Here is a 19,313-nt window from a genome sequence, read left to right as displayed (position 1 = left end):
CTAAATTACGTTATTTTAATTTCTCAAAAAAGAACAACTCATAATCTGGCAATACTTCAGGATGTAAAATTTTTACAATATCTTTCAAAACCAAATCTGGTCGATTTTGCGCTAATTCGTAATAAATTACGCCACCTGTTTTGCCTTTTTTGGTACTAAATGAGTATACGTTTTTGTTTGCAACCGCTTTGAAATGAATGTAATTTGGATTATTATCCAAAATTTGTTGAATTGAACCAAATTGTCCTGGACCAATCCAAAAATCAGCATCTTTGGCTTTGTCTAAAACACTTTCGAATGATAATGCTAAACTTCCCGTTCCTTTGGAATCTTTCCATAGATAATTTCCGTTAGCTTCTTTTAAGAAATAGGCCGCCCAACTATCGCCTTGTGGTAAAAACCATTGGTCTTCGTAGATAGCACCTGCAAAAATAGTCGGTTGGGTTTTTGTATTTTTTGCTAATGTTAATACCGAATTATATTCTTTCTCAATCGAGTTAAAAATTTCAGTTGCTTTTTCGTCTAAATCATAGAGAGCGCCGAAAAACTTAATCCATTCGGCTTTTCCCAAAGGTGTTTTTTCGGTCCAATCGCCATTGAAGATGATTTTTTGACCGTTTTTTTCTAAGTTTTTATAGGTTTTCAAATCGCCATCCACACTAAAACCAACAATGACATCAGGTTGTATGTCTAAAATAACTTCCGTATTTAATCCTTGATTTGAACCTAAATCTCGCACTTTTCCAGCATCGATTAAAGATCTTGTTTTTTCAGATGAAATATATTGTGTTGTTGGAAAACCAATTAATGTATTTTCTACACCTAATGATTCTAAAGCAGGAATATGTGTTGTTGATGTTACAATTACTTTTTTAATTGGTACTTCAATCGAAGTAAATTGTTGTAAACTATCTGGAATTTGAACGCCTTTTTTATGAAGTATGTAAGTGTAATCATTTTTAGCTTCAGGATACGCATTCGAAACTTTTACAACCGAAAAACCATCATATTTTTCAATAGAAAATCCTTCCGCATGTTGAATGCTATTTTGAACAGAAGTATTCAGATTTGCAGAACTTTCCGATTTTTTACATTGGATAAATCCCAAAAATAAAACGACTAACAAGAAATAATGGCGCATGAAAATGTTTTTTGCAAAAGTAGTACTTTACATTCAAAAACAGATTATATGTAACAAATGATGCCAAACGATTTATCAAAAACCACTAAATTTGTCATAAAAAAAACATGAGAACAGATTCAAACGCTTTCCTTTATGCAGTAGCAACTATTATTTTAGCACATTTTGTTATTGGCTTTATTTGGTTGTGGCGTAAGATGAATAAGAAGAAGTAGTTTTTTGAAAGATGTTTAGTAAATATTGCATTTTTATAAAAATATAATACCTTTGCCCTCGAATTTTGGTTGTTGTTTCTGAATTTTTCAAAACAACATTAAAAGGGAATTAGGTGTAAGACCTAAGCTGTACCCGCAACTGTAAGCTATAAAGCTTGTTATTATCTACATTACCATTGTTCGCCTTTGCGAATGAGAAGGTTGATAACAAGACGCAAGCCAGGAGACCTGCCACATTCATTGAGTAACAAACTTTCGGGAAAAAAAGTTTGAGTATGGGTAAATTCTGTGCTTTTCTCCCCAATTTATTAAATTTTTTATTAACCTTAAAATGAACAAAAAGTTTATTGGCTTAAGTGTATTTACACTAGCTACTGCTTTTGCGTATGCTCAAGAATCAGATACGCTAAAAGTTACTAATTTAAAAGAAGTGGTCGTTTCCGACACAAAATTTGCGCAAAGCAAAGAAAAATCAGGTAAAATTATTGAAGTGATTACAGCTCAAGACTTAGAAGCTAAAAAAGGTCAAAATTTGGCTAACGTTTTGAGTCAAGTTGCGGGAGTTGAAATTAATGGAAATCAATCTTTCAACGGAAAAAACTTAGGTTATTACATTCGTGGTGGCCGTAATCGTCAAGTAGCCATTTATATTGATGGTGTTCCGGTTTCTGATGCTTCAGGAATTAATATCGAATACGATTTGCGTTTGATTCCAGTGGAACAAATCGAGAAAATTGAAGTAATGAAAGGTGCTTCAAGTACTTTATATGGAACTGGAGCTGCGACTGGAGTTATCAATATTACGTTGAAAAAATCAGCTAAAAAGGAAATTTCAGGAAATGCGTACATCAATATGGGAACGCAAAATACTTCGGAAACTTCAAAAACGAGTGCGCAAGATTTCAATCAAGGATTATCTGTAAACGGAACGATTAATAAAGTTTCGTACATGACCACTTTAAATAGCACCGAAACTAAAGGAATGTCCGAAGCCGCTGGAGAAGATTTTGAAGAAGATACGTTTTCGAGAGTGAATGTGTTGCAGAAAATTGGTTTTAAAGCGAACGATAAATTAAGTTTTGAGTTTTTTGGAAATTACGACCGAATTAAAAATACATTTGACAATTCTTTTGACGGAATTATCGCTAATGCTGATGATTTGAACAACAATAGTTTTTCGGAACAATTCAGAATCGGATTCTTGCCAAAATACAAATACAATAAAGGAGAATTTGCAATCAATGCTGGTGCTTCAACTATTGATAGAGTTTTAAATATTTCAAATTCGTGGTCGGGAACGATTGATAATTATAATTATTCAGGAAGAAGTGCTTCGATTGATGCTTTCAATAAATACAATTTCAGCAAGCAAATATATTTAGTTTTAGGTGTGCAATATCAATATTTCGATATGACGCAAAACACAAATGGAGTAGTAGATGTTATCAAAGAAAATGCTAAGTTCAACTTATTAGATCCGTATGCAACGGTTGTATTTAACTCTGAATTTGGTTTGAACATTAACGCTGGAGCTCGTTACAATACACACAGTGAATACGGAAGTCAAGCAGTTTACAATTTTAATCCGAGTTATTCATTTGAGAACTTACCTTTGAAAGTTTTAGCTTCATACAGTACGGCTTTCATCACGCCAAGTTTGTACCAATTATATGGTCCTTTCGGGAATTTAGACTTAACGCCAGAAGAAAATGCTACGGCAGAATTTGGTTTCGAATCGCAATTATTGGATAAGAAGTTGACTATTAATGCTGTTGGTTTTTATAGAGAAGAAGAAAATACTTTTGGATTTTATTACAATTCAGCAACATTTGAATCCTATTATATTAATATTGACGGAACTTACAACGCAAAAGGAGTTGAAGCAAGCGTTCGTTACACATTATCTGAAAGATTCAATATTGGTGGAAATTATACATTTACTCAAGTGGAAGAGCAATTAAACCGTTTGATTCCAAAGCACAAAGGAAATGTAGATTTGAATTACAAATTCAAAAGAGGTACATTCGGAATCAATTATCAATATGTAGATCATAGAAGCGATGCGTATTACGATTCGAATATTTGGGCAACACAAGCTGTTAATTTAGGTGCTTATCAGTTGGTTAATTCGAATATTTCTTACGAGTTATTGCCTAATCGTTTACATGTTTTTGGAACTGTAACGAATATTTTAAATGATGATTTCCAAGAATTAATTGGATACAACACCAGAGGAAGAAACTTTAAATTAGGTTTAAATTTTCTGTTTTAGATAAAGTTTAATTATTTGATTTTAAAAGGTTTTGGTATTTATTTATCAAAACCTTTTTTCATTATGTAACAAAATTAAATTACATTCGTCTTCATTATAAACCAACCAATTAATATGAACCAAAACGAGTTTGTACAAATAATCACTCCTTTTAAGGATAAGTTATTTCGTTTAGCGAAGCGAATGCTCGTAAGTACCGAAGAAGCAGAAGATGCTACTCAGGAAGTGTTGGTAAGGTTGTGGAATAAAAATAGTGCTTTAGAGCAATATAACAGTGTAGAAGCATTAGCAATGACGATGACCAAGAATTATTGTTTGGATCAACTCAAAAGTAAAAGAGCTTCGAATTTGCAAATTGTACATAACAATTATCAAGACAAGCAAGCTAGTGTTGAAACACAAATAGAACATCAAAACACGTTGCAATGGGCAGAAAAGTTAATGAACGATTTACCCGAACAACAACGATTGATATTACAACTAAGAGAAATTGAAGAATACGAATTTTCGGAAATAGCTCAAGTATTAGAAATGAATGAAACAGCGGTTCGAGTAGCTTTATCAAGAGCACGAAAAACCTTAAGAGAACAAATAGAAAAAACACATAATTATGGAACTCAAGTTAGTTGAACAATTATTGGAAAAATACTTTCAAGGAGAAACTACAATAGCAGAAGAAAAACAATTAAAGGCCTATTTTTCTTCAAACGATGTGGCGCCACATTTGGCAAAATATCAAGCGCTGTTTGGTTACTTTGAAACACAAAAAGGAACGCAATTCGAGCAAAAACTTCCATTACAACCTAGAAAACAAAACACAGTAAAATGGATAGGTATCGCAGCAAGTTTTGTAGTGCTTTTTGGATTGGCCACCTTCTATTTTTATCCCTCTGAACCTAAGCATGAAGATTTAGGAACGTACGATAATCCAGAAGAAGCTTTTGCCGCTACACATAAAGCTTTGTTAATGGTTTCAGAACAAGTAAATGTTGGCATGGAAAGTGTAGTATATTTAGAAGAATACGAAAAAACAAAAAAAACAATTTTTAAATAAAATAGACATGAAAAATTTAGTAGTAGTTATAGCATTTTTAATGGCATCAACAGTTTCTTTTGCACAAGGAGCGTTTGATAAATTTGAAGACAAAGAAGGAGTAGCATCTGTTGTTGTTAACAAGAAGATGTTTGAAATGATGAGTAAAGTAAAAGTAGATGCAAAAGATAAAGAAATGCAACAATACATGAACTTGCTTAAAAAATTAGACAACTTAAAAGTGTTTACAACTAGCAATACAAAATTAGGTGCCGATATGAAAGCAACTGTAAATGGTTACTTAAAATCAAATCCATTAGAAGAATTAATGCGTATGAATGGCGATGGTAAAAATGTAAAAATTTACGTAAAATCAGGTGCCAACGAAAATATTGTTAGAGAACTTTTAATGTTTATTGAAGGAGCTAATATGAAAGACGCTAGTACAGTTGTTTTATCATTAACGGGGAACTTTAGTTTAGATGAAATTTCTATGTTAACAGAGAAAATGAATTTACCTGGTGGAGATGATTTGAAAAAAGCTTCTAAAAAGTAAACTATGAAAAAGTTAGTATTACTTGTTTCAAGTGTGATTTTACTTTGGAGTTGTAATGACAAACCAACACTTCAAAAGTATTTTGTAGAAAATACCGAATCTTCCAAGTTTATTGCAATTGATTTAGCGTCAAATATCATTAAAACCGATAAAGTTGCGTTATCTGAAACAGAGAAAGCTGCTTTAGAATCGTTCGAAAAAATGAATATTTTAGCTTTTAGAACTGATTCTACAGATATTAATGGATATGATAAAGAAATCAAAGAAGTAAAGGCTATTTTGAAAGACGAAAGCTATCAGCAATTAATGAAAGCTGGTTCAGGAAATGATGGTGCAGCCATTTACTTCGTTGGAAATGATGACGAACACATTGAAGAATTTGTTGTTTTAGCTGGAAAGAAAGAAAATGGTTTTGCAGTAGTTCGCGTTTTAGGAAACGATATGAATCCGACGCACATCATGAATATGCTGAGTTTACTCCAAAAATCACAAGTAGATATGGAGCAATTAAAACCTTTACAACAACTTATGAAATAAAAAAATCCCGCATCAGCGGGATTTTTTAGTTCTTATAGTATTTCAAAGGAACGATTAACATTCCAAAACATTCTCCATGTTCTTTTCCAATGTGTTTGTGATGCATTTTGTGAGCGCGTCTTACGGCTTTAGCATAACGATTATTAGCGTTTCTAAACAACTTAAAGCGTTGGTGAATAAAGATGTCATGAACTAAGAAATAAGCTAATCCGTATGCGAAAATTCCTAAACCAATAGCCAATCCAATTTCTAAGATATTGTTCTGCCATAATAAAAAACAACCAATGCTTACAACCGCATAAAATATGAAAAAAGCATCATTACGTTCAAACCATGAATCATGGTCTTTTTTGTGGTGATCGGCGTGCAAGCTCCATAAAAATCCGTGCATAATGTATTTGTGACTAAACCAAGCCATAAATTCCATAAAGAAAAAGGTTGTAAAAAAAACTAAAACGTGTAACCACATAATAACAATAGTATTAAATTATATTTAATCTGTATTTGACATAGCATCTTGCTAATAATTCTACTTTTTGATAATCAGAAACTCGTATACGTGTATTTTTGATTTCTAAAGAAGGTGTTTTTTGAAGCTTTTTTAATAACTTCTTGTAATATCTGTAAGCGGTGTAAACTCCAAATTTAGCTTCTAAAGGTAAGTTTTTAATACCTTCATATGCGGCTTCAAAATCACTTTCAATATCGGCAATAATTTCTTGTTTCGATTTTTCATCTAAATGATTTAAATCGGTATTTGGAAAATAAGTTCTACTTAAATCTTCAAAATCTGCTTTTAAATCGCGTAAGAAATTCACTTTTTGAAAGGCCGAACCTAAACGCATAGCAGAATCTTTTAATTCATTGTACTTTTCTTCATTTCCGTTAACGAAAACTTTCAAGCACATTAAACCTACTACATCAGCAGATCCATAAATGTATTCTTGATATTCTTCTGTGGTTTTGTATTCACTTTTACTCAAATCTAATTTCATGCTTTTCATAAAAGCATCAATCATTTCCTGTGGAATATTATATTTATTCACAGTATGTTGAAATGAATTTAAAATCGGGTTTAAACTTATTTTATGCTCTAATGCATCTGCCAAATCTTGTTCAAATTTTGAAAAAAGGAATTCTTTATCATAATCATGAAATGAATCCACAATTTCATCTGCAAAGCGAACAAAACCATATATGTTATAAATATCTTGTCTAATACTTGGTGCTAACATCTTCACAGCACTGGAAAAAGATGTACTGTAAGCCTTTGTGACTTTTACACTGCAATCATTAGAAACTTTGTCAAATAGTGCCTTCATTCTTATTGATATTTTTCTATTAAATCTGAAACTAGTTTTCCTGAAATTAAGGAAGGAGGAACTCCTGGTCCTGGTACAGTTAATTGTCCAGTAAAATATAAGTTCTTGACTTTTTTACTTTTCAATTTAGGTCTTAAAAAAGCAGTCTGCAGTAAAGTATTTGCCATACCATAAGCATTCCCTTTATATGAATTATAATCTTTAATGAAATCATTTACGCAAAACGATTCCTTAAAGATAATATTATTTTTTACTTTTTGATCAGTTAATTGCTCAAGACGTGTAATTATTTTTTCAAAATACAGTTCTCTTAACTCTTTTGTATCTTCTAATCCCGGTGCTAATGGAATTAAAAATATACCTGCTTCTTTTCCTTCTGGAGCACAATTTTCGTCTGTTTTAGATGGAAAACTGGCGTAGAAAAGTGGTTCTTCTGGCCATTTTGGATTGTCATAAATCGCTTCGGCATGAATATCAAAATCTACATCAAAAAATAAAGAGTGATGTTCTACATTTTCTATTTTCTTATCAAACCCAACGTAAAATAGGAGTGAAGATGGTGCAAATGTTTTACTCTCCCAATAATTTTCTGAATACTGACGGTAATTTTTATCTAGTAAAGTTTCAGAATGATGATAATCAGCACCACTTAAAATCACATCGCCTTTTACAATTTGATTATTAACTAATATGCCTGTGGCTTTTCCGTTGGTTACATCAATCTTCTCTACATTAGCATTGGTTTCGATTTTAACGCCTAATTCTATAGCTAATGTTTCCATAGCTAATATAACCGAATACATTCCGTTTTTTGGATGCCAAGTTCCTAATCCAAAATCGGCAAAGTTCATAAAATTATAAAAAGAAGGTGTATCACTTGGTTTAGCGCCTAAAAATAAAACTGGGAATTCTAGAATTTGAACCAATTTCATGTTTTTGAATCTTTTTCGAACATCTTTTTTTATGTTACTAAAAAACTGATTCACTTTTTTTGCTGTTTCCAATGTGATTAATTCCATTGGAGATTCTCCTGGGCGATACACTAAATCTTTAATGGCAATATCGTAATTGCTTTTAGCTTCTGCCATGAATTGTTCTAATTGCTTACCGCTTCCTTTTTCAATAGATTCGAAAGTGGTTACAATTTCTGGTAAATTATCAGCAATAGTTAAAAAATCTAAATGGCCAAAGTATACCTGATAAGCTGGAGAAAGTTTTATTAGTTCGTAATAATCAGATGGCTTTTTATTAAAATCACCAAAAAAGCGTTCAAAAACGTCTGGCATCCAATACCATGTTGGTCCAATATCAAAAGTAAATCCCTCTTTTTTAAGTTGACGAGCTCTTCCTCCTATGGTGCTGTTTTTTTCAAAGATTGTAACATCATTTCCCTGTTTTGCTAAATAACACGCTGCAGACAATGATGAAAATCCAGAACCGATTATTATAATTTTTTTATGCACTTGATTTATTTTTGTTTAACAAAAATAGTAAAAAAGTTAAACAAAACAAATATTTTTACAAAGTATTTGAAAGTTCTTCTATGCTATTGTAAATATGTACGTTGTTAGGTAGAGTTTTGGATGTAATAAATTGAGTCATTCTACCTAATAATAATACTTTGTGGTTTGTATTTTCAAGTAATTTTGCTTGCATATCAACAATATAACTATCAATTTCTTCTTGATTAGGTTCTACGGTTAAATAACTTACAAAAGTTATGTTTTCGTAAGAGTTTTTTAAATCTAACAAACTTTCAGTTGGAATGCTTTCTCCTAAATAAATGGTTTGATAACCTTTCAATAGAATTTCGTAATTCAAATACATTAAACCAAGTTCATGGACTTCGTTAAGTGGAAGAAATAAAACAAATACACTGTCAGTTTTTGTAGGTTCTAATATTTGAACTTTTTCTGTATTAATTAAAAGTTTTTGTTTGATTAGGTAACTTATAAAATGCTCGTGAGCAGGAGAAATGGTTTCAGTTTGCCATAAGAAACCGATTTCTTGCATTAGCGGAATAAATACAGTATAGAAAACTTCTCTGAAGGACTTTTCGCTTAATAATTCATTATAAGTATTGAAAAATAAAGATTGATCAAAATTCATCATTGCCATTTTAAAAGTACTTATGGCATGAGTTTTTGCACTTTTTTCGGAAATAATATCGTTGGCAAGTTTATTAATTTGCTCTTGGTTTAGAGTACCAATTTTAGAGATTTTATAACCGTAATTATGAAGTAATACAATGTTTAATAACTTCTGTAGGTTTTTTATATCGTACGAACGTATGTTAGTATCAGATCGCATAGGTTCTAAAACATTATAACGTTTTTCCCAGATACGAATGGTATGTGCTTTTATGCCAGAAAGATTTTCTAAATCTTTGATACTAAATACATTTTTAACGTTGTTCATCTTTTTCTTTATTTTGTTTAACAAAAGTAATAAAAAAAGTAAACAAAAAAATTTTTACGATAAAAAATGTTTAACTAATGAGAAAAATAATCAAACAATTTTTTTTTAAAGAATAAGAAAAGAGTTTTTAGGAAGTAAATATTTGTGACCATGGAGGGATTTGAACCCTCACGCCCTTGCGAGCACCACCCCCTCAAGATGGCGAGTCTACCGTTTCTCCACATGGCCTTAAAAAAATAAAGACGTTGCATTGCAACGTCTTTTAGATTTTTTGTGACCTGGCTGGGGCTCGAACCCAGGACCCCATCATTAAAAGTGATGTGCTCTACCAACTGAGCTACCAAGTCGTAGCAATCAAGAAAAGTTTTTTTGTTTTTGTGACCTGGCTGGGGCTCGAACCCAGGACCCCATCATTAAAAGTGATGTGCTCTACCAACTGAGCTACCAAGTCATTTTCTTTTCTTGAATGCGGGTGCAAATATATAAACATTTATTTATTTTCCAATGGGAATTTATTATAAATTTGTCTTTTTTTATAATTAATTTCTTAACCCTTTAATTTATAGAGGATTATTTAGATATGAAAGTAGTGTTGTTAGGTTACATGGGTTGTGGTAAGTCGGTAATTGGTGATTTTTTAGCAAAAAAGTTACAAGTATCTTTCTATGATTTGGATGAAGAAATTGAAAACGTAACTCAAATTTCTATCTCTGAATTGTTTCAAACAAAAGGTGAAATTTATTTTAGAAAAAAGGAAAATGAAGTCTTGAAAACTTTTCTAGATAAGAATGAAAACTTCGTTTTGAGTTTAGGTGGTGGAACACCTTGTTATTTTAATAATCATGAATTGTTGCAACAAGATGACGTTTTTTCAATTTACTTGAAGGCTTCTACGGATACTTTAGTAAATCGATTGATAAACGAAAAAGACAAGCGTCCGTTATTGCACAATCAAGATGAGGTTACTTTGAAAGATTTTATCAATAAGCATTTATTCGACCGAAATTTTTATTACCATCAAGCTACTAAAATAGTAACGGTTGATAATAAGTCGGTAGAGCAAATTGCAAATGAAATAGAAGCTTTATTAGCTTAAATAAGCGTAGGAGTTATCTTCTTCAAAAACGACTTGAATATGCTCTTGTAATGAAGTTGAAAGTGAAATTCCTTTAAAATCTGCTTTTACTGGATATTTTTTATGATTTCTGTCTACTAAAACAGCTGTTTTGAATTTACTTAACGGTACTTCTAAAAAGTGTTTTACTCCATAAATTAAAGTAGTTCCTGTGCTCAGTACATCATCAATTAAAACTAGTGCTTTGTTTTGATATTCGGCTGAAGGGATTGAGGTAGTTACAGGAGATTGTGGATTTTGTTTATTAATTTTAACTTCACAAAGTGTTACTTTTAAATCAGAAATCAAAGCTAATTCTGCTGCTATTTTTTGAGCAAAAAGGTAGCCATTGTTGGCAATTCCAGCTAAAATAACTTCTTCTTCATTAACAAAAGTTTCGAAGATTTGGTAAGCAATTCGTTTGGTTTTGTGCGCAATTTCTTTGTGCGTTAAAATAATATTTTCCATGTGTTGTTGTTATTTGACCTCAAAGATAAAAAAGAGTTCTTTATTTTCTCGTGGCTTTATCGAATTATATGAGCGTTCTAGTTTTTTAATTTCAAATTTTGGAGCAAATCGGTTGATATATTCTTCTTTTGAACCTCCAAAAGGCGGACCTTCGCTAGTTAATGGAAAATCAAAAAGCAATCCTGCTAATTTTCCTTTTGGATTTAAAATCGAAGCCATTTTTTCAACATATTGAGGTCTCATTTCGGGAGGTAAAGCACAGAAAAATGTTTGCTCTAAAATTAAATCAAATTTGGTTTCTAATGAAAAGAAGTCAGCATGCAATAAATGCGTTGCAAATTCTGGTTTTCTTTTTTTAATATTTTCTAAAGGCGTTTCTGCAATATCAATTACATACACATTTTTAAATCCTTTTTCTATCAAATAGTCAAATTCATAACCATTTCCGGCTCCGGGAATTAGAATTTTAAGATTCTTATTGGTTAATTGGTCAATGTATTCTTTTATTGGAGTAGTAATTTTACCTGCGTCCCAACCCGTTTCTCCTTTTTGATAACGTTCTTCCCAGTAATTCATTATTCAGTTTTATTGATGTCTTCGGTTTCATCACTTTCCCATAAGTAATCGTCGATTTCTCTTCGATCTTTTTTTGTAGGACGACCAGTTCCATTTGCTCTATAATGTTCTTTTGATAATTTTAGTAATTCTAAATGTTCAAAAGCTTCTTTTGGCGTTTCATCTTTTCGGTACATATCGACTAATTTTGCTCCCAACCGATTTTGAGGCATATCTAAAATGGTTAATTTGTAGTTGATTTGGTCTTTGCGAAGCGTGATTTTATCGGTGGGAAAAACCTCTCTTGAAGCCTTCGCCACCTGACCGTTAACTGTTATATGTCCTTTTTTTACAGCTTCAGTAGCTATACTTCGGGTCTTATAATACCGTAAACACCATAAAAGTTTATCTATTCGCATAATATAATTCAAAAAACCATGTTAATATTTCTACAAAAATAAATGAAAATTGTATCTTGCGCCCACAAAAAAAGCATAAAAATGAAGAGTTTGATTAAAATAGTATTGGTTTTAGGTTTGTTTATTGGTTTTTATTCTTGTCAACCAGATGATAGCACAACGATTGTTCCTGCAAGACCATATGATGAGGTTTATGAGGAGGATATTCTAAAAATAGAAGAATTTTTGGATACTCATTACGTAACCGTTGATGCAGATTTTAATACTGTTTTTACAAAAATTCCAGATGGAGGAGCTCAGGTACCTGTTTCTGATATGCCTGAATTAGAATTTAAAGAGGTAGATCTACATGATATAACTTACAAGGTTTATTATTTAAAATTGAGAGAAGGAATAGGAGAAAGTCCAACTCGAGTTGATTCAACTCTTGTGGCTTACAAAGGTAATACAATTTACAAAGGAACTGTAGATGGAGTTACGGTTTATGATCAGTCTGTTTTTGAAGAAAATGTAAATCCAATTTGGTTTAACTTAGATGGAGTTATTAAAGGATGGGCTGAAATTATTCCACAATTCAAGGTAGGAACTTATAGCTCTAATCCTGATGGAACTATTTCTTTTCAAGATTTTGGAGTTGGAGTTGTATTTATTCCTTCAGGATTGGCATATTTTAATTCTATAAGACCAGGAATTCAAGCATATTCCAATTTAGTTTTTAATTTCAAGTTGTACAATATGAGAAGAATGGATCATGATAGAGATGGTATTCTGTCTATGTATGAATATGGTCCTAGTTTTGATCAAGATCCAATTGATACTGATGGTGACGATAGACCTGACTATTTAGATGTTGATGATGATGCAGATGGTGTATTAACAAAAACTGAAAGGTCTTTTACCTATTTAGATGGCACAGTAACTAAGACTGCTTATTATCCTTATTTTGGAGCATTAGTTGATGATGCTGCTACTCCATATGATGATACAAGAGGTATTCCAAGTTGTTCAGGGGATTTTACAACTCCAACAAGATTAAGAAGACATTTAGACCCTGCTTGTAGAAACTAATATTATATGATATTTATTGTTTAAGACCGATGTAAATCGGTCTTTTTTTGTATAAAAAAACTCCGATTTACATCGGAGTGATTTATACTAAACTAACCCTAACTAAATGAGAATTTTATTCTTATTACGTTGCAAATATCCGATGAATTTTTGAATTGTAATGTTAAGGTTATGTTATTCTTATGTTATTGATTACTAAATTTTTACGAAAACGTTTTTTCTGTAAAAAATGAATTACAAAAGATTACTTTTTGTCTTGTAAAGCAAATACTTTCTTTAACAAATCAGAACTCCTCGCATTTAAATTTGTACGAATTTCTTTCTCTTCTACAGCTACCATTTTAAAAACACCTTCCATAGCTTTGTTGGTTGTATAATCCGTTAAATCAGGATTCACTTTTGTCACTAACGGAATAGCATTGTATTTTGTAATAATGTTGCTCCAAACTTTATCAGCACCCACTTTGGCAAACGAATTTTTAATAACAGGATTAAATTTAGCATATAAAGCATTTGAAGTCGTGTTTTGTAAATAAGTTGTTGCCGAACTTTCATTACCCATCAAAATGTTTTTAGCGTCATTAAAAGTCATTTGTTTTACGGCATCGACAAAAATAGGTGTCGCTTCTTTTACCGCGTCTTCAGCAGCACGATTTAAGACTTTCAATCCTTCATCGGCTAATTTACTCATGCCTATTTGACGTAATTTTTTATCCACCACTTGCAATTCTTGTGGTAATAAAATTTTTACTGCTTCATTTTTAAAGAAACCATCGGTTGCGGTTAATTTTGAAACTTGTTTGGTAATTCCATTATTCAAGGCTTCTTTCAATCCACTACCAATTTCTGCCTGACTCAAAATACCAGTTCCTTGTGGTAATTGATCTAAAACTTGTTGCATTTCAGCACAACTAAATAAACTAAAGGCGACTAAACTAAGAACTATTTTTTTCATGTTTTTCTATTTTGCTAATGTATTGGCAAAGATAGTGCCATTTTTTGGTAGAATTTATTCTAAAAATTGGATGGAATAAAATTATTAAATTCGTAAATTGCACCCTTTAAAACGAATAAAAATTACATATGGAACTACAAACTCCTTATATTCCTAAAAATAAAGTAAGAATTGTGACCGCAGCGTCACTTTTTGATGGACACGATGCAGCCATTAATATCATGCGTAGAATTATTCAAGCTACGGGTGTTGAGGTAATTCACCTTGGACATGATAGAAGTGTGGAAGAAGTAGTAAATACAGCTATTCAGGAAGATGCTAATGCAATTGCAATGACGTCTTACCAAGGAGGCCATAACGAATATTTCAAATACATGTACGATTTGCTTAAAGAAAAAGGAGCAGGTCACATCAAAATATTTGGTGGAGGTGGAGGAGTAATCTTACCATCTGAAATCTCAGAATTACACGAATACGGAATCGAAAGAATTTATTCGCCAGACGACGGTCGTGCTATGGGATTACAAGGTATGATTAACGATTTAGTTCAACGTTCAGATTATCCAATTGGTGATAAATTAACGGGAGAATTATCGCATATCGAAGAGAAAAACCCAACTGCAATAGCAAGATTAATTTCTGCAGCTGAGAATTTTCCAGAAATTGCAAAATCGGTTTTTGAGGAGATTCATCAAAAGAATGAAACGTCAAAAATCCCAGTTTTAGGAATCACAGGAACCGGTGGTGCTGGAAAATCATCGTTAGTCGATGAATTAGTGCGTCGTTTCTTAATCGATTTCCCAGAAAAAACAATCGGATTAATTTCGGTTGACCCATCAAAACGTAAAACAGGTGGTGCTTTGTTAGGCGATAGAATTCGTATGAATGCGATTAACAATTCTCGTGTTTACATGCGTTCGTTAGCAACTCGTCAATCCAATTTGGCTTTATCAAAATATGTGGCTGAAGCGATTGAAGTATTGAAAGCAGCTAAATACGATATCATTATTTTAGAAACTTCAGGAATTGGTCAATCGGATACCGAAATTTTAGAACATTCTGATGTTTCGTTGTATGTAATGACACCAGAATTTGGAGCAGCAACACAGTTAGAAAAAATCGATATGTTGGATTTTGCTGATTTAGTAGCGTTAAACAAATTCGACAAACGTGGCGCTTTAGATGCGATTCGTGATGTAAAAAAACAATACCAACGCAATCATAATTTATGGGATGTGGATACCGATAAGATGCCTATTTTTGGAACTATCGCTTCACAATTCAACGACCCAGGAATGAATACACTTTACAAATCTATCATGGATAAGATTGTAGAGAAAACAGGAGCTGATTTAAAATCAACTTTTGAAATTACACGTGAAATGAGCGAGAAGATTTTCGTAATTCCGCCTCACAGAACACGTTATTTATCTGAAATTGCAGAAAACAATAGAAAATACGATGAAACAGCTCTTTCTCAAGTAGAAGTAGCTCAGAAATTATATGGAATTTTCAAAACTGTTGAAACCGTTAACGGAAATGTTCCGCAATTAGATAAAGCAGGAATTGTTGAAAGTTCTTTGAATATTACTGCTGATAACAAAGATTTCGTTTCGTTATTGACAAAAGAATTCGATCGTGTAAAAATGAACCTTGACCCATACAACTGGGAAATCATTTTAACTTGGGACGAAAAAGTAAACAAATATAAAAATCCGGTTTATAGTTTTAAAGTTCGTGATAAAGAAATCAAAATTGCTACGCATACTGAATCTTTATCACATTCTCAAATTCCAAAAGTAGCTTTACCAAAATACCAAGCTTGGGGAGACATCTTAAAATGGAATTTACAAGAAAACGTACCAGGAGAATTCCCATTCGCATCAGGATTGTATCCGTTCAAACGCGAAGGAGAAGATCCAAGTAGAATGTTCGCAGGAGAAGGTGGGCCAGAAAGAACGAACAAACGTTTCCATTATGTTTCTGCGGGATTACCAGCAAAACGTCTTTCAACCGCTTTTGACTCTGTAACATTATATGGAAATGATCCACATATTCGTCCTGACATTTATGGAAAAATCGGTAATGCTGGAGTTTCGATTTGTTGTTTAGATGATGCTAAGAAATTATATTCAGGTTTCGATTTAAGTCATCCGTTGACTTCGGTTTCGATGACAATTAATGGTCCAGCACCGATGTTGTTAGGATTCTTTATGAATGCAGCTATCGATCAAAACTGTGAAAAATACATTGTTGAGAATAATCTTCAAGTTGAAGTTGAAGAAAAAATCAACGAAATCTATAAGAAAAAAGGAGTAGCACGTCCAAGATATCAAGGTGCATTACCAGAAGGAAATAACGGTTTAGGTTTAATGCTTTTAGGAGTAACTGGAGACCAAGTTTTACCTTTTGATGTATATCAAGATATCAAAGTAAAAACCTTAGCACAAGTTCGTGGAACGGTTCAAGCGGATATTTTAAAAGAAGATCAAGCACAAAATACTTGTATTTTCTCGACTGAATTTGCTTTAAGATTAATGGGTGACGTTCAAGAATATTTCATCAAACAAAACGTTCGTAATTTCTATTCGGTTTCTATTTCAGGATATCATATTGCGGAAGCAGGAGCAAATCCAATTACGCAGTTAGCCTTCACGTTAGCAAATGGTTTCACTTATGTAGAATACTATTTAAGTAGAGGAATGAACATCAACGATTTCGGCCCGAACTTATCATTCTTCTTCTCAAACGGAATTGATCCAGAATATGCAGTAATTGGTAGAGTAGCGCGTAAAATTTGGGCGAAAGCTTTAAAAAATAAATACGGAGCTAACGAAAGAGCACAAATGTTGAAATATCACATTCAAACTTCTGGACGTTCATTACACGCACAAGAGATTGATTTCAATGACATTCGTACGACTTTACAAGCGTTGTATGCAATTTACGATAACTGTAACTCGTTACATACGAATGCTTATGATGAAGCAATTACAACTCCAACAGAAGAATCAGTGCGTAGAGCCATGGCAATTCAGTTGATTATTAATAAAGAATTAGGTTTAGCGAAAAACGAAAACCCAATTCAAGGTTCGTTCATTATTGAAGAATTAACTGATTTAGTAGAAGATGCGGTTTTACAAGAATTCGACAGAATCACAGAACGTGGTGGAGTTTTGGGTGCTATGGAAACGATGTATCAACGTTCGAAAATCCAAGAAGAATCATTGTATTACGAAACCTTGAAACATACTGGAGAATTCCCAATTATTGGTGTAAACACCTTCTTGAGTTCAAAAGGTTCGCCAACAGTTATTCCTGCTGAGGTTATTCGTGCAACGGAAGAAGAAAAACAATATCAAATTGATATGTTAACCGATTTGCATAAAACAAGTGCAGAAAAAGTAGCCGAGCACATCAACATTTTACAAGAAGCAGCGATTAAGAACCAAAACATTTTCGAAAAATTAATGGATGCAACCAAAGTTTGTTCGTTAGGGCAAATTACAAGTGCATTATTTGAAGTAGGAGGTCAGTATCGACGTAATATGTAATTAGAAATAGATGAATAATTTATAAAAAAGACCTTTCAGAAATGAAAGGTTTTTTTATTTTTGAAGAATGGAGCCAATAATTAAAACATTTCCCGAGACAAAATTCATTGGAATGAATAGTGTAATTTCTTATTCGAATTATCGAATAGGAGAATTATGGGGTAATTTTATGCCACGACGAAATGAAATTAAAAATACGATAGGAACAGAATTATTCAACATTCAAATCAATCCTGATAATTTTGATTTTAATCCACAAACTGAATTTGTTAAATGGGCTGCGGTTCCTGTGTCAGATTTCGATTTTCTTCCTGAAGGAATGCAGTCATTAATTATTGAAGAAGGATTGTATGCTGTTTTCAATCATGTGGGAGATGCTGTAAAAGCAAGAGAAACCTTTGGTTATATTTTTGGAGTTTGGTTGCCTAACTCAGAATATCAATTAGATAATCGACCTCATTTTGAAATATTAGGTGAGAAGTATAAAAACAACAGTCCAGATTCTGAAGAAGAAATTTGGATTCCTATTAAAAGAAAGGCTTAATATTCCCCATCCACATAAAACCATTTTCCGTTTTCTAATTTAAAAGTCGAGTGTTCGTAATGAACTTGCGCTTTCAAATTTTGATCTAAATAATAGGCTTTGAAAGTTACTGTAGTTTCGGTTGAGGCTAAAACTTCTAGTTTTAACCATTTGTTGGCTTGACTCCAAGCTAAAATATCTCGTTTATTATGAAATCTTCTTTTTGAAATATGGGTAGTGTTTACCAAATAATCGGCAGCGCCTGTTGCAAATGCACTGTAACGCGAACGCATTAAAACTTCTGCCGTTGGAGCATTTTTAATACCTTTTATATAAGGTTCACAACAATCTTGAAAGGAAATAGAATTTCCGCAGTAGCAACCCGACATAAATTACGATTTAGATTCGTTGAATTTTCGTTGAATTTCTTTTAATTTTTCGGCACGAGCATTCTTTTTAGCTTTTTCTTTCGCTTGCTCTTTGTGTAATTTATCGTTGTGAGTTTTAATATTTTTTGGATTATTTCTTCCCATTTTTATGGTCTTTTTAGAGATTTCAAAGATACTAATTTAAATGGTATAAAAGTTTGGCACAACAATTGGTTATATTTACATAGTAAATAATTTAAAACTTAAAGATTATGAAGAAAATTACTTTATTGATAGCTTTTATCGGGATGATAACACTACAAAGCTGTACGGTTAATGAAGAACAAAATAATGTTGATAACGATACAATTAGTGAAGTTTTCGAATATTCAAATGTTGACCTAACTTCAGGAAACGGATATTCTGCTTTATTGACTTTTCCGCATGCTACTTATACGTCAGATATGGTTTTGGTGTATCGTTTAGTAGATTATGGTTCTGCTGGTGATGTTTGGAAATTATTACCTGAAACCTATTATTTTAATGATGGAACTTTAGACTTTGGCTACGATAATGATTTTACGCGTTACGATGCACAAGTAAGTTTATTTGGATATGATTTACCAAACTTATCTAATGTGTATAAGTTAGACCAAGTGTTTAGAGTAGTTGTTATTCCTGCTTATTTTGGGAATAAAACAGCAGCTGGAAAATTAGATTTCGAAGATTATAATTCAGTTAAAGAGTATTATAAATTAGATAATGCTAAAGTAACTAAGATTAAAATGTAACATA

At 32.2% G+C, this 19,313-nt stretch carries 21 protein-coding genes, 3 tRNA genes and 1 riboswitch; of the genes, 10 read left to right on the top strand and 14 right to left on the bottom strand.

Annotation, left to right across the window (positions count from 1 at the left end; translation table 11 throughout):
- Nucleotides 1-10: 10 nt before the first annotated feature.
- The gene (locus C8D80_RS04225; protein ID WP_133607691.1) at nt 11-1,141 is read right to left on the bottom strand and encodes an ABC transporter substrate-binding protein; all 1,131 of its coding nucleotides are present in this window, start codon (nt 1,139-1,141) and stop codon (nt 11-13) included.
- A gap of 264 nt (nt 1,142-1,405) precedes the next feature.
- Nucleotides 1,406-1,606, top strand: a riboswitch (cobalamin riboswitch).
- Between the two features lie 81 nt (nt 1,607-1,687).
- On the opposite strand from C8D80_RS04225, the gene C8D80_RS04220 reads away from it, so the two are divergent.
- The 5 genes from C8D80_RS04220 to C8D80_RS04200 all read left to right on the top strand — a co-directional run bounded on the left by C8D80_RS04220 (nt 1,688) and on the right by C8D80_RS04200 (nt 5,754).
- The gene (locus tag C8D80_RS04220) at nt 1,688-3,628 is read left to right on the top strand and encodes a TonB-dependent receptor plug domain-containing protein (protein ID WP_133607689.1); all 1,941 of its coding nucleotides are present in this window, start codon (nt 1,688-1,690) and stop codon (nt 3,626-3,628) included.
- A gap of 114 nt (nt 3,629-3,742) precedes the next feature.
- Nucleotides 3,743-4,258, top strand: coding sequence for an RNA polymerase sigma factor (locus tag C8D80_RS04215; protein WP_133607687.1), 516 nt, complete (start codon nt 3,743-3,745; stop codon nt 4,256-4,258).
- A complete protein-coding gene (locus tag C8D80_RS04210) occupies nt 4,239-4,682 on the top strand; it encodes a hypothetical protein (RefSeq protein ID WP_133607685.1) in 444 nt (147 codons plus the stop codon). The genes C8D80_RS04215 and C8D80_RS04210 overlap by 20 nt, the downstream gene beginning before the upstream one ends.
- 7 nt (nt 4,683-4,689) lie before the next feature.
- A complete protein-coding gene (locus C8D80_RS04205; RefSeq protein WP_133607683.1) occupies nt 4,690-5,217 on the top strand; it encodes a DUF4252 domain-containing protein in 528 nt (175 codons plus the stop codon).
- A 3-nt stretch (nt 5,218-5,220) separates the two neighbouring features.
- On the top strand, nt 5,221-5,754 hold the full coding sequence (locus C8D80_RS04200; RefSeq protein ID WP_133607681.1) for a DUF4252 domain-containing protein: 534 nt from the start codon (nt 5,221-5,223) through the stop codon (nt 5,752-5,754).
- Between the two features lie 25 nt (nt 5,755-5,779).
- Here the strand turns inward: C8D80_RS04200 and C8D80_RS04195 are convergent, their stop codons facing one another.
- The 7 genes from C8D80_RS04195 to C8D80_RS04165 all read right to left on the bottom strand — a co-directional run bounded on the left by C8D80_RS04195 (nt 5,780) and on the right by C8D80_RS04165 (nt 9,945).
- Nucleotides 5,780-6,223, bottom strand: coding sequence for a sterol desaturase family protein (locus C8D80_RS04195; RefSeq protein WP_133607679.1), 444 nt, complete (start codon nt 6,221-6,223; stop codon nt 5,780-5,782).
- 13 nt (nt 6,224-6,236) lie between these two features.
- Nucleotides 6,237-7,076, bottom strand: coding sequence for a phytoene/squalene synthase family protein (locus C8D80_RS04190; RefSeq protein ID WP_133607677.1), 840 nt, complete (start codon nt 7,074-7,076; stop codon nt 6,237-6,239).
- 2 nt (nt 7,077-7,078) lie between these two features.
- A complete protein-coding gene (locus C8D80_RS04185) occupies nt 7,079-8,539 on the bottom strand; it encodes a phytoene desaturase family protein (RefSeq protein WP_133607675.1) in 1,461 nt (486 codons plus the stop codon).
- Between the two features lie 55 nt (nt 8,540-8,594).
- Entirely contained in the window at nt 8,595-9,494 is a 900-nt protein-coding gene (locus tag C8D80_RS04180; RefSeq protein ID WP_133607673.1) for a MerR family transcriptional regulator, read from the bottom strand.
- Between the two features lie 145 nt (nt 9,495-9,639).
- Nucleotides 9,640-9,722: transfer RNA gene (locus C8D80_RS04175), tRNA-Leu, on the bottom strand.
- A gap of 46 nt (nt 9,723-9,768) precedes the next feature.
- Nucleotides 9,769-9,841 (bottom strand) — tRNA-Lys (locus tag C8D80_RS04170).
- 31 nt (nt 9,842-9,872) lie between these two features.
- Nucleotides 9,873-9,945: transfer RNA gene (locus C8D80_RS04165), tRNA-Lys, on the bottom strand.
- A gap of 129 nt (nt 9,946-10,074) precedes the next feature.
- On the opposite strand from C8D80_RS04165, the gene C8D80_RS04160 reads away from it, so the two are divergent.
- Nucleotides 10,075-10,590 carry a shikimate kinase gene (locus tag C8D80_RS04160; RefSeq protein WP_133607670.1) on the top strand — a complete coding sequence of 172 codons (516 nt, stop codon included), beginning with the start codon at nt 10,075-10,077 and terminating at the stop codon, nt 10,588-10,590.
- Here the strand turns inward: C8D80_RS04160 and C8D80_RS04155 are convergent.
- The 3 genes from C8D80_RS04155 to C8D80_RS04145 are packed head-to-tail and all read right to left on the bottom strand — an operon-like array spanning nt 10,582 to nt 12,050.
- Complete coding sequence (locus C8D80_RS04155) at nt 10,582-11,076, bottom strand: phosphoribosyltransferase family protein (RefSeq protein WP_133607668.1); 495 nt, start codon at nt 11,074-11,076, stop codon at nt 10,582-10,584. The genes C8D80_RS04160 and C8D80_RS04155 overlap by 9 nt on opposite strands.
- A gap of 9 nt (nt 11,077-11,085) precedes the next feature.
- Nucleotides 11,086-11,652, bottom strand: coding sequence for a methyltransferase domain-containing protein (locus tag C8D80_RS04150; RefSeq protein ID WP_133607666.1), 567 nt, complete (start codon nt 11,650-11,652; stop codon nt 11,086-11,088).
- Nucleotides 11,652-12,050, bottom strand: coding sequence for an RNA-binding S4 domain-containing protein (locus C8D80_RS04145; RefSeq protein ID WP_133607664.1), 399 nt, complete (start codon nt 12,048-12,050; stop codon nt 11,652-11,654). Before C8D80_RS04145 ends, C8D80_RS04150 begins: the two co-directional genes overlap by 1 nt.
- A gap of 81 nt (nt 12,051-12,131) precedes the next feature.
- On the opposite strand from C8D80_RS04145, the gene C8D80_RS04140 reads away from it, so the two are divergent.
- A complete protein-coding gene (locus C8D80_RS04140; protein WP_133607662.1) occupies nt 12,132-13,118 on the top strand; it encodes an FKBP-type peptidyl-prolyl cis-trans isomerase in 987 nt (328 codons plus the stop codon).
- 244 nt (nt 13,119-13,362) lie between these two features.
- On the opposite strand, the gene C8D80_RS04135 is transcribed toward C8D80_RS04140, so the two are convergent.
- Entirely contained in the window at nt 13,363-14,073 is a 711-nt protein-coding gene (locus tag C8D80_RS04135) for a DUF4197 domain-containing protein (protein ID WP_133607660.1), read from the bottom strand.
- 128 nt (nt 14,074-14,201) lie between these two features.
- On the opposite strand from C8D80_RS04135, the gene C8D80_RS04130 reads away from it, so the two are divergent.
- Both C8D80_RS04130 and C8D80_RS04125 read left to right on the top strand, forming a co-directional pair.
- Nucleotides 14,202-17,627: a methylmalonyl-CoA mutase family protein gene (locus C8D80_RS04130; protein WP_133607658.1), complete on the top strand. Its 3,426-nt coding sequence runs from the start codon at nt 14,202-14,204 to the stop codon at nt 17,625-17,627.
- A gap of 67 nt (nt 17,628-17,694) precedes the next feature.
- Nucleotides 17,695-18,171, top strand: coding sequence for a GyrI-like domain-containing protein (locus C8D80_RS04125; RefSeq protein WP_133607656.1), 477 nt, complete (start codon nt 17,695-17,697; stop codon nt 18,169-18,171).
- Here C8D80_RS04125 and C8D80_RS04120 read toward each other — a convergent pair.
- Nucleotides 18,168-18,539: a YchJ family protein gene (locus C8D80_RS04120; protein ID WP_133607654.1), complete on the bottom strand. Its 372-nt coding sequence runs from the start codon at nt 18,537-18,539 to the stop codon at nt 18,168-18,170. The genes C8D80_RS04125 and C8D80_RS04120 overlap by 4 nt on opposite strands.
- A 3-nt stretch (nt 18,540-18,542) precedes the next feature.
- Complete coding sequence (locus tag C8D80_RS12760) at nt 18,543-18,683, bottom strand: hypothetical protein (protein WP_162845031.1); 141 nt, start codon at nt 18,681-18,683, stop codon at nt 18,543-18,545.
- Between the two features lie 107 nt (nt 18,684-18,790).
- Between C8D80_RS12760 and C8D80_RS04115 the strand changes: the two genes are divergently transcribed.
- A complete protein-coding gene (locus C8D80_RS04115; protein ID WP_133607652.1) occupies nt 18,791-19,309 on the top strand; it encodes a hypothetical protein in 519 nt (172 codons plus the stop codon).
- Nucleotides 19,310-19,313 lie beyond the last annotated feature (4 nt).

The organism is Flavobacterium cheniae (genome assembly GCF_004363695.1).
GTDB lineage: Bacteria > Bacteroidota > Bacteroidia > Flavobacteriales > Flavobacteriaceae > Flavobacterium > Flavobacterium cheniae.
Note: the sequence above shows the minus strand (reverse complement) of the source record. Positions and strands in the feature narration are given on the sequence as shown.

Coding starts and splice junctions, on each gene's coding strand:
- C8D80_RS04150 (WP_133607666.1), bottom strand. CDS start 11,652: ATGAATTACTGGGAAGAACGTTATCAAAAAGGAGAAACGGGTTGGGAC.
- C8D80_RS04210 (WP_133607685.1), top strand. CDS start 4,239: ATGGAACTCAAGTTAGTTGAACAATTATTGGAAAAATACTTTCAAGGA.
- C8D80_RS04125 (WP_133607656.1), top strand. CDS start 17,695: ATGGAGCCAATAATTAAAACATTTCCCGAGACAAAATTCATTGGAATG.
- C8D80_RS12760 (WP_162845031.1), bottom strand. CDS start 18,683: ATGGGAAGAAATAATCCAAAAAATATTAAAACTCACAACGATAAATTA.
- C8D80_RS04220 (WP_133607689.1), top strand. CDS start 1,688: ATGAACAAAAAGTTTATTGGCTTAAGTGTATTTACACTAGCTACTGCT.
- C8D80_RS04140 (WP_133607662.1), top strand. CDS start 12,132: ATGAAGAGTTTGATTAAAATAGTATTGGTTTTAGGTTTGTTTATTGGT.
- C8D80_RS04160 (WP_133607670.1), top strand. CDS start 10,075: ATGAAAGTAGTGTTGTTAGGTTACATGGGTTGTGGTAAGTCGGTAATT.
- C8D80_RS04190 (WP_133607677.1), bottom strand. CDS start 7,076: ATGAAGGCACTATTTGACAAAGTTTCTAATGATTGCAGTGTAAAAGTC.
- C8D80_RS04205 (WP_133607683.1), top strand. CDS start 4,690: ATGAAAAATTTAGTAGTAGTTATAGCATTTTTAATGGCATCAACAGTT.
- C8D80_RS04120 (WP_133607654.1), bottom strand. CDS start 18,539: ATGTCGGGTTGCTACTGCGGAAATTCTATTTCCTTTCAAGATTGTTGT.
- C8D80_RS04180 (WP_133607673.1), bottom strand. CDS start 9,494: ATGAACAACGTTAAAAATGTATTTAGTATCAAAGATTTAGAAAATCTT.
- C8D80_RS04155 (WP_133607668.1), bottom strand. CDS start 11,076: ATGGAAAATATTATTTTAACGCACAAAGAAATTGCGCACAAAACCAAA.
- C8D80_RS04195 (WP_133607679.1), bottom strand. CDS start 6,223: ATGTGGTTACACGTTTTAGTTTTTTTTACAACCTTTTTCTTTATGGAA.
- C8D80_RS04200 (WP_133607681.1), top strand. CDS start 5,221: ATGAAAAAGTTAGTATTACTTGTTTCAAGTGTGATTTTACTTTGGAGT.
- C8D80_RS04145 (WP_133607664.1), bottom strand. CDS start 12,050: ATGCGAATAGATAAACTTTTATGGTGTTTACGGTATTATAAGACCCGA.
- C8D80_RS04225 (WP_133607691.1), bottom strand. CDS start 1,141: ATGCGCCATTATTTCTTGTTAGTCGTTTTATTTTTGGGATTTATCCAA.
- C8D80_RS04135 (WP_133607660.1), bottom strand. CDS start 14,073: ATGAAAAAAATAGTTCTTAGTTTAGTCGCCTTTAGTTTATTTAGTTGT.
- C8D80_RS04115 (WP_133607652.1), top strand. CDS start 18,791: ATGAAGAAAATTACTTTATTGATAGCTTTTATCGGGATGATAACACTA.
- C8D80_RS04130 (WP_133607658.1), top strand. CDS start 14,202: ATGGAACTACAAACTCCTTATATTCCTAAAAATAAAGTAAGAATTGTG.
- C8D80_RS04215 (WP_133607687.1), top strand. CDS start 3,743: ATGAACCAAAACGAGTTTGTACAAATAATCACTCCTTTTAAGGATAAG.